The organism is Actinophytocola sp., assembly GCF_035942955.1.
Taxonomy (GTDB): Bacteria; Actinomycetota; Actinomycetes; order Mycobacteriales; family Pseudonocardiaceae; genus DASYTH01.
The window spans coordinates 1-10956 of the sequence record NZ_DASZCQ010000332.1 but is presented as its reverse complement, the minus strand read 5'-3'; the positions used below and the strand labels follow the sequence as shown (position 1 = coordinate 10956).

At 70.8% G+C, this 10956-nt stretch carries 9 protein-coding genes; 6 read left to right on the top strand and 3 right to left on the bottom strand.

The window, feature by feature from the left end; translation table 11 throughout:
* Window positions 1-100 precede the first annotated feature (100 nt).
* On the bottom strand, window positions 101-1285 hold the full coding sequence (locus VGX25_RS33145; protein ID WP_326921916.1) for a peptidoglycan DD-metalloendopeptidase family protein: 1185 nt from the start codon (window positions 1283-1285) through the stop codon (window positions 101-103).
* An 88-nt stretch (window positions 1286-1373) separates the two neighbouring features.
* On the opposite strand from VGX25_RS33145, the gene VGX25_RS33140 reads away from it, so the two are divergent.
* The 3 genes from VGX25_RS33140 (at window position 1374) to VGX25_RS33130 (ending at window position 4171) form a co-directional block, all read left to right on the top strand.
* Window positions 1374-2474 (top strand): vWA domain-containing protein, encoded by a 1101-nt coding sequence (locus VGX25_RS33140; protein ID WP_326921915.1) that lies wholly within the window; start codon window positions 1374-1376, stop codon window positions 2472-2474.
* Window positions 2467-3582, top strand: coding sequence for an XdhC/CoxI family protein (locus VGX25_RS33135; RefSeq protein ID WP_326921914.1), 1116 nt, complete (start codon window positions 2467-2469; stop codon window positions 3580-3582). Before VGX25_RS33140 ends, VGX25_RS33135 begins: the two co-directional genes overlap by 8 nt.
* A 247-nt stretch (window positions 3583-3829) precedes the next feature.
* On the top strand, window positions 3830-4171 hold the full coding sequence (locus VGX25_RS33130; protein ID WP_326921913.1) for a hypothetical protein: 342 nt from the start codon (window positions 3830-3832) through the stop codon (window positions 4169-4171).
* Window positions 4172-4201: 30 nt separating this feature from the next.
* Here VGX25_RS33130 and VGX25_RS33125 read toward each other — a convergent pair whose 3' ends face one another.
* Entirely contained in the window at window positions 4202-5515 is a 1314-nt protein-coding gene (locus VGX25_RS33125) for a M28 family peptidase (RefSeq protein ID WP_326921912.1), read from the bottom strand.
* 97 nt (window positions 5516-5612) lie between these two features.
* The gene (gene rarD / locus VGX25_RS33120; RefSeq protein WP_326921911.1) at window positions 5613-6563 is read right to left on the bottom strand and encodes an EamA family transporter RarD; all 951 of its coding nucleotides are present in this window, start codon (window positions 6561-6563) and stop codon (window positions 5613-5615) included.
* 513 nt (window positions 6564-7076) lie between these two features.
* Here rarD and VGX25_RS33115 point away from each other — a divergent pair.
* Genes VGX25_RS33115 through VGX25_RS33105 form a run of 3 tightly spaced genes read left to right on the top strand, consistent with a single transcriptional unit; the run spans window position 7077 to window position 10920 of the window.
* Window positions 7077-7613 (top strand): (2Fe-2S)-binding protein, encoded by a 537-nt coding sequence (locus VGX25_RS33115; RefSeq protein ID WP_326921910.1) that lies wholly within the window; start codon window positions 7077-7079, stop codon window positions 7611-7613.
* Window positions 7613-10069, top strand: a complete 2457-nt coding sequence (locus tag VGX25_RS33110; RefSeq protein ID WP_326921909.1) for a xanthine dehydrogenase family protein molybdopterin-binding subunit — start codon at window positions 7613-7615, stop codon at window positions 10067-10069. The genes VGX25_RS33115 and VGX25_RS33110 overlap by 1 nt, the downstream gene beginning before the upstream one ends.
* On the top strand, window positions 10066-10920 hold the full coding sequence (locus tag VGX25_RS33105) for a xanthine dehydrogenase family protein subunit M (protein WP_326921908.1): 855 nt from the start codon (window positions 10066-10068) through the stop codon (window positions 10918-10920). Before VGX25_RS33110 ends, VGX25_RS33105 begins: the two co-directional genes overlap by 4 nt.
* Window positions 10921-10956 lie beyond the last annotated feature (36 nt).

Sequence of the window (10956 nt, the reverse complement as noted above, 5' to 3'; positions counted from 1 at the left end):
GGTATGGGGGAGCGAGACCCGGTGCCAGGCCGCAGGTCAGGTGTCGTGAGTCTTTCTGGTGCCATAACCCCGGAAAAGACTCACGACACCCACTCGGGTCTCAGCACCAGCCGTTGACGGGGTTGCCGGTGCCGGTCCAGGTGTAGGCGTCGCTGATCCAGGAGCCGTCGGTGAGTTTGTTCCACATGGCCGTGGTGTAGCCGAACCGGCCGGTGTGGGTGGTTCCGTTGGCGGAGCACGAGATCGTCACCGTGTTGCCGTCCGGCACGGTGCCGACGATGCCGAAGTTGGTGCCGGGGCCGGATCTCCGGTTGAGCACGCCGCCGCCGTTGGTGTCGACGATGCCCTGGGTGAAGCCGAGCGCGCCGTAGTTGTACATCGAGCCGCCGGTGCCGATCTGCGTCGAGCCGTGCAGCGCGGTGCCCTGGTACTCGGCGGATCCGTTGTAGAACTGCCACTTGCCGAAGTTGTGTGCGGCGATGCCGACGTAGACACCGTTCTGCCGCAACGAGAAGTGTACGTGCGGGCCGGTCGCGCTGCCGCCGCAGGAGACGTCCACGCCGATGTTGCCGAGGAACGCGCCCTCGCCGACGGTCACACCGTTGTCGGTGCGGTTGCCCTCAAGGTGGTAGTAATCCGTGGAGTATCCGCGATCGTGGGCGACCCGCAGCCAGCCGCGCTGGCTGGAGCACATCACGTACAGGGTGCCGCCGCGCGCGGCCAGGACCCGGCCGTCACCGCCGGCCAGGTCGACCGACTGGCGCGTGCCGCCGTGCGGGCCGCCGGTGTAGCGCCACGTCTGCCCGACCGCCCACGGTAGCCGCATCCCGGTCCGGAAGTCGCCGTTGGCCAACGGTTTGGCGGTGTCCGCGGCCAGCTTGGGGGTCGCGGCGCCGTGCGTGGCGAGCACCTGCTTCTCGGCGCCGGGCACGACCTTCTCCGGCGCCGCGGCGGTCAGCGTGGGGAACGCGGCCTCGCCCTCGAAGGCCACGGTCCACTGCTTGCTCTCCCGGTGCGCCACGAACAGCCAGCCTTCCGGGTAGGCGCCGGCGACCGGCAGCGCCCTGGCGATGCCGGCGCCGAAGGCCCAGTCGGCGCCGTCGGTGCGCATCACGTTGACCTCGGTGCCCGCCTGCGTGACGGTCTTCGCGGCGATCTTGGCGCGCACGGCGTCGGCCAGCTCGCCGGCGGTGGTGTCCCCCGCCGCCCGCGTGGCCGGCACGGACACCGCCACGGCCACGGCAAGACCAACGGACAGCACGACAGCAGGGAGTGAGCGTCTCATTGGTTCGTCCCTTCGTTAGGGAATGTCCAACCATCTTGACATCATGTTGGACTGCGGGCGATGCTCCGGATGGGGCGACAATTGCCATATGGACCCGCTGCCCGGCCTCGTCGGCTTCACCGCCGCGCTGCGGGTGGCCGGGCTGGCCTGTGACGCGCTGCGGGTTCAGGCCTATCTGGGGGCGATCGAGCAGCTCGACCCGGCCGACGTCGAGCAGCTCTACTGGGCCGGCCGGTTGACGCTGTGTGCGGAGCCCGACGATCTGGCGCGCTACGACGACGCGTTCGCGGCGTGGTTCGGCGCCGCCGAGCCACGGCGGCCGCGGGTGCCGGCGGCGCCCCGGGTGCGGACGAGCATGCTCGCCACGCTGACCGACGCGCCGGCCGGCGACGGCGCCGGCCGCGAGCCCGGCCCGCTGCGGGTGGCCGCCAGCGACACGGAGATCCTGCGGCAGCGCGACATCGGTGAGCTGACCGCCGTCGAACGGGAGCACCTGCGCGAGCTGATCTCCACGCTGCGCCTGGAACCGCCGCTGCGCCGCGCGCTACGCTTCCGTCCACATCGGACTGGTCGGCTGGACCCGGACCGCGTGCTGCGGATCGTGCGTTCCGCCGGCGGAGAGCCGATTCGATTGGCGTACAAGGACAGGGGCCGCCGGGCGCGGCGGGTCGTGCTGCTGCTGGACGTCTCCGGATCGATGACCCCGTACGCCGACGCCCTGCTGCGCTTCGCCCACGCCGTCACGCGCGCGGCCCCCGGCAGCACCGAGGTGTTCACCACCGGCACCCGGCTCACCCGGCTGTCGCGCCAGTTGCGGCAGCGCGATCCCGAGCACGCGCTGACGTCGGCCGCGCGCGTGGTGCCCGACTTCGCCGGCGGCACGCGGCTCGGCGAGACGCTGCGGGCGTTCCTGGACCGGTGGGGTCAGCGCGGCATGGCACGGCGGGCCGTCGTTGTGGTCTTCTCCGACGGCTGGGAGCGCGGCGACGCCCGCCTGCTCGGCGAGCAGATGGCCCGGCTGCGCCGCCTCGCGCACGCGGTGTTCTGGGTGAACCCGCACGCCGGCAAGGACGGCTACGCTCCCGTGCAGTCCGGGATCGCGGCCGCGCTGCCCCACGTCGACCGCTTGCTCGCCGGGCACAGCCTGGCAACCTGGGAACAGCTGCTCATGGAGGTGCGCGGTGCGTGACGTGCTCGACGATCTGATGCGGCGCTACTCGGCCGGCGAGACGGCGGCGCTCGGCACGGTCGTGGCCACCTTCTCCTCCGCCCCCCGCGCGCCGGGTGCGGCGATGCTGGTCGGCGCGGACGGATCCGTGGCCGGCAGCGTGTCCGGCGGCTGCGTGGAGGGCGCGGTCTACGAGCTGGGCCAGCAGGTGATCGCCGACGGTGGCGCGGTGCTGCAGCGCTACGGGGTCAGCGACGACGACGCGTTCGCCGTGGGCCTGACCTGTGGCGGCATCATCGACGTCTACGTCGAGGCGATCAACGCGGCGCGCTTTCCCGAGCTCGCCGAGCTGGCCAAGTCGGTGGACGTCGAGGAGCCGGTGGCGCTGGCCACCGTGGTCGAGCACGTCGAGCCGGCCCGCCGCGGGGCACACCTTGTGGTCTGGCCGGACCGGCAGGCCGGTTCGCTCGGCTCGCCGCGGGCCGACGACGCCGTGGCCGACGACGCACGCGGGCTGCTCGCCACCGGGCGCAGCGGCCTGCTGCAGTACGGAGTGGACGGTCAGCGCCGCGGCGAGGGAATGTCGGTGTTCGTCAACTCCTTCGAGCCACCGCCGCGGATGCTGGTGTTCGGCGCGATCGACTACGCCGCCGCGATGGCCCGGCTGGGCACGTTCCTCGGCTACCGGGTGACGGTCTGCGACGCCCGCCCGGTGTTCGCCACCAACACCCGGTTCCCGGAGGCGCACGAGGTGGTCGTCGACTGGCCGCACCGCTACCTTGCCGCCGAGGTCGCCGCGGGCCGGATCGACCGGCGCACGGTCATCGCCGTGCTCACCCACGATCCGAAGTTCGACGTTCCGGTGCTGGAGGTGGCGCTGCGCTGCGACGTGGCCTACGTCGGCGCCATGGGCTCCCGGCGCACCCACGACGATCGACTGATCCGCCTGCGCGACGCCGGCCTGACCGCCGACGAGCTGTCCCGCCTGTCCTCGCCGATCGGTCTGGACCTCGGCGCCCGCACCCCGGAGGAGACCGCCGTCTCCATCGCCGCCGAGATCATCGCGCTGCGCTGGGGCGGCAAGGGTGAGCGGCTGTCCGAATTGACCGGCCGCATCCACCACCCCTGAGTCTTTTCTGGACTGAGCCGGTAAGCCGCGCCAGGGTCGGTCCCTTGTCGACGCTCGGTGCATAAATTCGCACTGACAGTAATAGTGTGCCGCCCGGGTGTCGTCGGCCTGGGCCCGGCCGACTTCGACGTATGCTCCATGCCTGACATATGGCATAGCGCTGTCGATCTCATCCTCGTCACAATTCCGGGACCCGTCGTCACCTCAGGGCGACGGCTTCGATTGTCGAAGTTGAGGTGATGCTCCTGTGGCCCGTTACCGTCCGGAGGAACGCCCTGCCTGGTTACGCGAGGGGGTCACGTTCGAGGCGGAGCCCCGTGCATACGACCCGGACGATCCGAAGACCCTGCCGTACGACCCGTACGCTCCCCTTGCGTACACGATGGCCTGCACGGTCGCCGGCCGGGACGGCGTCTACCTCATCGCGTGGCGGGCGCGCAACCGCGTCGACGCGGAGGCCACCTTCCAGGAGTGGCTGAACAAGGGCTGGGCGATCATGTCGCGAACCTTCTGGGGCGAGCCCTGCCGCTACGTCTTCCGCACCGCCGCGATCACCGGCTTCGTCGCCCTCCCCGACAACCTGTCGTGAGCCGTTTCGCTGCCGTGGCAACGGAAAGGCTCACGACGCCCGGAAACTCAACAACTGCAGGCTCCACAGGTTGATCGTGCCGACATCCTGAGCGGCCGCGTCGCGGACGCGCAGCCGCCAGGTGCCGTTGGCGACCTCGCTGGAGGCGTTGACGGTGAAGGTGCCGACGATGTTGTCGGCGCTGCCGCCGGTGCGGTTGTGGATGTTGTAGGCGGTGCCGTCCGGGGCGAGCACGTCGACGACGAGGTCACCCTGGTACGTGTGCCGGATGTCGACGCCGACGGCCAGCGTGGCCGGGGCGTTGCCGGAGACGCCGGTCACGGTGATCGGGCTCTCCACCGTGGCCAGATCGGGGATCGCCACGTCGTTCGGGTTCTCGAAGCGCGGGCCGGGCGGGGTGCCGGCCAGCGCCCAGATCGCGGTGGCGATGGCGTCGGACATGCGGTCGGTCGCCGTGGCGTCGATGTTGCTGATGGTGTCGCATGACCGGTGGTAGCAGCGGTCGTAGGCGACCCCGCTCGAGCCGCCCCACTTCTGCGCCTGGGCGGCGGTCTTGAGGCCCTCGGCGCCGGTGAACAGGCCGCCGACCGGAATGCCGGACCGGGCGAACGCGGCGTGGTCGGACCGCCCGCCGACCGAGGTCAGCTCGGTGGGCACGCCGATGCCGGCGAAGTGGCCCTCCAGCGCGCGTTGCAGGGTGATCGAGCCGGCCGGCTGGCCGCTTGCGCTGTAGACGAAGTAGCCGGGGTTGGGCGAGCCGATCATGTCGAAGTTGAGGTAGCCCTTGATCCTCGCGCGCTCGGTCGACGGCAGGTTGTTGACGTAGAACGTGGAGCCGATCAGGCCGAGCTCCTCGGCGCCCCACCATCCGAAGCGCAGGTGCTTCCGCGGCTGGAAACCCGTGCGGGACACGGCCAGCGCGACCTCGAGCAACCCGGAGGAGCCGGAGCCGTTGTCGTTGATGCCGGGGCCGGCCGAGACGCTGTCGAGGTGGCTGCCGGACATGAGGATGTCGTTCGGGTCGCCGCCGGGCCAGTCGGCGACCAGGTTGAACCCGGTGGCGCCGTTGGACGTGAACGACTGCACGGACGTGGTGTAGCCGGCGGCGTTGAGCCGGCCCTGGATGTAGTCCAGCGACGCGCGGTAGCCGGGGCGGCCGTGCGCGCGGTTGCCGCCGTTGTTGTTGGCGATGGTCTGCAGCTGGTTCAGGTGTGCCTGCACGTTGGCGATCGGGATGTCCGGCGCCGCGAGGGTGGCGGGCGGCGCGGCGGTGGCGGTGGGCGCGATGAGCAGCGCGCCGGTCAGCAGGGTCGCCGCGCCGAGCGAGGCAAGGGTCGCTCTCATGGTTGCTGCCTCCAGCAGGGTTGGTGAGGACAACAACCAAGAGCGTGGCCGAGGCGAACTCGGCCCCGTAGAGCCGTTTGTGGGCTCTCGTTCCCAGTTAACCGCGGGCCCGCCGCGCGCCGTCCCAGCCGAGGATCACCAGGCCCAGCCACACCATGGCGAAGCCGATCCACCGCTCCACCGGCATCTGCTCGCGGTAGAACAGCACGCCGAGCAGGAACTGCATGACCGGCGCGATGTACTGCAGCAGGCCGACCATCGACAGCGGGATCCGGGTGGCGGCGGCGCCGAAGGTCAGCAGCGGCAGGGCGGTCACCACCCCGCCGCCGGCCAGCAGCAGGGCATGATCGGCGCCGTGGCCGGTGAACGTCCCGGCCCCGGTGCCCTGCAACACGCCGAGGTAGATCAGCGCGGGCACCGCGGTCAGACCGGTCTCGATCGCCAGCGACTCGACCGCCCCGGTGGCCGCGAGCTTCTTGAGCAGCCCGTAGATCGCGAACGGGAACGCAAGCAGGAGCGCGATCCACGGCGGGCGGCCGTAACCGATGGTCAGCACCACCACCGCGGCGAACCCCAGCCCGACCGCCACCCACTGGCCGGTGCGCAGCCGCTCGGACAGCAGCACCACACCGACCACAACGGACACCAGCGGCCCGATGAAATAACCGAGCGCGGTCTCGACGACGTTGCCGCTGTTGACCCCCCAGATGTAGGCGCCCCAGTTCACGGTGATCAGCACCGCGGCCATGGCCAGCAGCCCCATCCGGCGCCGGCTGGTCAGCGCGGACCGCAGCCCGGCCCACCCGGCGCCCCGCCGCCGGCCGACCACCCACAGCACGGCGAGCACGAACAGCAGCGACCAGACCATCCGGTGGGCCAGGATCTCCACCGCGCCGGCCGGTTTCAGCAGCGGCCAGTAGAGCGGGAACAGCCCCCACATCCCGTACGAGGCGACGCCGAACAGCACACCCAGCTTGTACTCAGGGTAGTCACGGAAACCACGGGAGACGTCCGCTTCGGGGGACGCCGGAGCGGCGCGGAAAGGCACGCCACCGATCGTATTCAAGATCCGCTCCGGCCCGCCCGCGGGTTTCCGCGATGATCGACCCGGCGCCGCGCCGGTCGGGATCATGGAGTTGGCCGCGGCAGCCGGAGCAACAGCGCTGCTCGCGGGCGGAGCCGATGCTGATCAGAACAGACCTACCGGTAGGGATCATCGCGTGGCGGTGCGGGTTCGCCGCTGCGTACCACTTCGCCTACCGGTTCGGCCGGTAGTGCGGACTGCCACCGGGCGCATACCGCCAGGTGGGCGGCCCGTCGGCGCTGGACCGTCCGGGAGTTCGCCGGATTGCGAACACGGTCTGGAAATCTTCAGTTGTGAGTGCCGGTCAAGGTCTTGTCTCGATCGGTCCAGGGGGGCAGGCTCGTAGGGTGTGAGCCCGCTCACCGCGAGGTCGCGACGCCGCGGCAGGTGTACTCCGCGGCGCCTTTCACAACGCCCCCGGACCGACTCGCCACTCGCCCGCCGGCTCGGGCCATCTCATGCTCTCTTGGAGGCCCTATGCGAATCACCGTGACCGTTGACGGCACCCGGTACACCGATGACGTCGAGCCCCGGATGCTGCTCGTCCACTACCTACGCGAGCGGCTGGGCAAGGTCGGCACGGTAATCGGATGCGACACCAGCAACTGCGGCGCCTGTACCGTCCATCTGGACGGGCACAGCGTGAAGTCCTGCTCGGTGCTGGCCGTCCAGGCCGACGGCTGCGAGGTCACCACGGTCGAGGGCCTGGCCCGCGAGGGCCGGCTCCACCCGGTGCAGCAGGCGTTCCATGACAATCACGCGCTCCAGTGCGGGTTCTGCACGCCCGGAATGATCATGCAGGCGATCGACCTGCTGGCCGACAATCCCGACCCGGACGAGGAGGCCGTGCGCGCCGGCCTGGAGGGCAACCTCTGCCGCTGCACCGGCTACCAGAACATCGTGCGGGCCGTCCGTGACGCGGCGAACCGCATGCGGCCGGGCGCGGGCCCGGAGGCCGAGCAGGTGACCGAGGGCGCGCCGGCGCGCAGCGGTGTCGTTGGAGGCGGTGCGTGATGACCGCGACGCTCGAGCCCGAGGTCGGCAAGGCGCGACTGCGCAAGGAGGACGCCCGGCTGATCACCGGCCGTACCAGGTGGACGGACAACGTCTCGCTGCCGGGCATGCTGCACCTCGCGGTGCTGCGCAGCCCGCTGGCGCACGCTCGGATCACGAAGATCGACACCTCGAAGGCCAAGGAGCTGGCTGGTGTCGAGGCCGTTTACACCGCGACCGACCTCGATCCGGACGGCTCGATCGCGCTGCCCTGCGCGTGGCCGATCGTTCCCGACATGAAGCATCCGCGGCGCCCGGTGCTGGCGGCCGACACGGTGCACTTCGCCGGCGAGGGCGTCGCCGTGGTGGTGGCCAGGGATCCGTACGTGGCACACGACGCGCTCGAGGCCATCGAGGTCGACTACGAAGAGCTGCCGGTCGTGCTGGACATGGAGGCCGCGCTCGCCGAGGGCGCCCCGCTGGTGCACGAGGATCTCGGCACCAACCGCAACGCTTTGTGGGTGTTCGACTCGGGTGAGGCCGGCACCGGCGGCGACGTCAACGAGGCGATCGCCGAAGCGGAGCAGAGCGAGGACGGGATAGTCCTCAAGCGACGGTTCCGCCAGCAGCGGCTGATCCCGTCGTTCATGGAGCCGCGGTCGGTCGTGGTCGACCCGACGGCGCCGCAGCTGACGGTCTGGTCGGCGACCCAGGTGCCGCACATCCTCAAGACCATGGCCGCGCTCACCCTCGGCTTCCCCGAGCACAAGTTGCGGGTGATCGCGCCGGACGTCGGTGGCGGGTTCGGCGGCAAGATCCAGCTGGCGCCCGAGGAGTTCATGGCCATCCTGGTGGCGCGCAAGCTGGACCGGCCGGTGAAGTGGACCGAGAGCCGCTCGGAGTGCATGCTCACCGCGCACCACGGCCGCGACCAGATCCAGGACATCACGCTGTCCGCGCGCAAGGACGGCACGGTGACCGGGCTCAAGGTCGATCTGCTCGCCGACATGGGCGCCTACCTAGGGCCGGTCACGCCGGGTGTGCCGATCCTCGGCGCGTTCATGTTCAACGCGATCTACAAGTTCCCGGCGTACCGCTTCGCGTGCACGAACGTCTTCACCAACAAGACGCTCACCGACGCCTACCGCGGCGCCGGCCGGCCGGAGGCGACGTTCGCCATCGAGCGGATCATGGACGAGCTGGCGGCCGAGCTCGGCATGGATCCGTTGGAGCTGCGCGAAAAGAACTGGATCAAGCACGAGGAGTTCCCGTTCACCACGGTCGCCGGACTGACCTACGACTCGGGCAACTACGAGGCGGCCACGACCAAGGCCAAGGAGCTGTTCGACTACGAGGGGCTGCGCGCCGAGCAGGCGCGGCGCCGGGAGTCGGGCGATCCGGTGCAGCTGGGCATCGGGATCTCCACCTATACCGAGATGTGCGGGATCGCGCCGTCGCGGGTGCTTGCCGCGCTGGACTACGGCGCCGGCGGCTGGGAGCACGCGACGATCCGCATGCTGCCGACCGGAAAGGTGGAGGTGGTCACCGGGACGTCGCCGCACGGCCAGGGGCACGAGACGGCGTGGAGCCAGATCGTGGCCGACCAGCTCGGCGTCGCGTTCGAGGACGTCGAGGTGCTCCACGGCGACACCCAGTCCTCGCACAAGGGTCTGGACACCTACGGGTCCCGGTCGCTGGCGATCGGCGGCATCGCACTGGTCAAGGCGGCCGAGAAGGTGGTCGCCAAGGCGCGCAAGGTCGCCGCGCACATGATGGAGTGCTCTGAGGACGACCTGGAGTTCGCCAACGGCACGTTCACCGTGCGGGGCACCGAGAAGTCGACGTCCATTCAGGACGTCGCGCTGGCCGTGTTCGCCGCGCACGACCTCCCGGAGGGTGTCGAGCCGAGCCTGGACTCGGACGCCACCTTCGACCCGGAGAACTTCTCGTTCCCGCACGGCACGCACCTGTGTGCGGCCGAAGTGGACACCGAGACCGGCCGGGTCACGCTGCGCTCCTACGTGTGCGTCGACGACGTCGGCAAGGTGGTCAACCCGCTGATCGTGGAGGGCCAGGTGCACGGAGGCCTCGCCCAGGGCATCGCGCAGGCGCTGTTCGAGGAGGCCGTGCACGACGAGTCCGGCACGCTCACCACGGGCACGCTCGCCGACTACCTGGTGCCGTCCGCGGCCGACCTGCCGACGTTCACCACCGATCGCACGGAGACGCCGGCGACCTCGAACCAGTTGGGTGTCAAGGGAGTCGGTGAGGCGGGCACGATCGCGTCCACCCCGGCGGTGGTCAACGCCATCGTGGATGCCTTGCGGCCTATGGGAGTCAACGATATCGAGATGCCGTGCTCGCCGATGCGGGTGTGGTCGGCGATCCGCGGGCGGTCGGCCCCGAGCGAGGTGGGTGGGGTCGAGGCCGGCGGCGGTCTCGGCTCGATCGACGCTTCTTCCGGAGGTGCCCAATGATCCCCGCGGCGTTCGACTACATAGCACCGTCCACTGTGGACGATGCGGTGCGAGCCCTCGCCGACGCCGGCGAGGACGCCAAGGTGCTGGCTGGCGGGCAGAGCCTGCTGCCGGTGCTGCGGATGCGGCTGGCCGACCCGACCAAGCTGATCGACCTCGGCCGGATCCCCGAGCTGCGCGGCGTCCGCGAGGACGGCGACCTGCTCGTGATCGGCTCGATGACCACGCACTACGAGGTGCAGCGGGATCCGCTGATCCGCGAGCACGCGCTGCTGCTGGCCCTGGCGACCGACACGGTGGCCGACCCGCAGGTGCGGCACCGCGGCACGTTCGGCGGCTCGCTGGCGCACGCGGATCCGGCCGGCGACCTGCTGGCCCCCGCGCTGGCCATGGACGCGCAGCTGGTCGTGTCCGGAATGGACGGTAAGCGCACGATCCCGGCGGCGGAGTTCTTCGTGGACTACTTCACCACCGCCATGCGGCCCGGCGAGATCCTGATCGAGGTGCGGGTGCCGAAGTTCACCGGCTGGAGCGCGCACTACGAGAAGTTCAACCGGGTGGCGCAGGCCTGGTCGATGGTCGGCGTCGCGGCCACGATCCGGACCGAGGGCGGAGCCATCGCCGAGGCTCGGGTCGGGTTGACCAACATGGCGTCGGTCCCGGTCCGGGCGCGCGGCGTCGAGGAGGCGCTGGTCGGCCAGCCGGCCACCGCCGAAGTGATCAAGGCGGCCGCCGAGCGCGCGGCCGACGGCACCAGCCCGACCACGGACGGCAACGCCGACGCGGAGTACCGGCAGCACCTGGCCAGGGTGCTCACCGGCCGCGCGGTCGCCGCGGCGGTCGGCGCGTAATGGATTGGTTTGGGGCGCCGTGTGACTCTCACACGG

Excerpts from the sequence above, each read along its gene's own strand:
- VGX25_RS33145 (WP_326921916.1), bottom strand. The coding sequence starts at position 1,285 with ATGAGACGCTCACTCCCTGCTGTCGTGCTGTCCGTTGGTCTTGCCGTG.
- VGX25_RS33110 (WP_326921909.1), top strand. The coding sequence starts at position 7,613 with ATGACCGCGACGCTCGAGCCCGAGGTCGGCAAGGCGCGACTGCGCAAG.
- VGX25_RS33115 (WP_326921910.1), top strand. The coding sequence starts at position 7,077 with ATGCGAATCACCGTGACCGTTGACGGCACCCGGTACACCGATGACGTC.
- VGX25_RS33105 (WP_326921908.1), top strand. The coding sequence starts at position 10,066 with ATGATCCCCGCGGCGTTCGACTACATAGCACCGTCCACTGTGGACGAT.
- VGX25_RS33140 (WP_326921915.1), top strand. The coding sequence starts at position 1,374 with ATGGACCCGCTGCCCGGCCTCGTCGGCTTCACCGCCGCGCTGCGGGTG.
- VGX25_RS33125 (WP_326921912.1), bottom strand. The coding sequence starts at position 5,515 with ATGAGAGCGACCCTTGCCTCGCTCGGCGCGGCGACCCTGCTGACCGGC.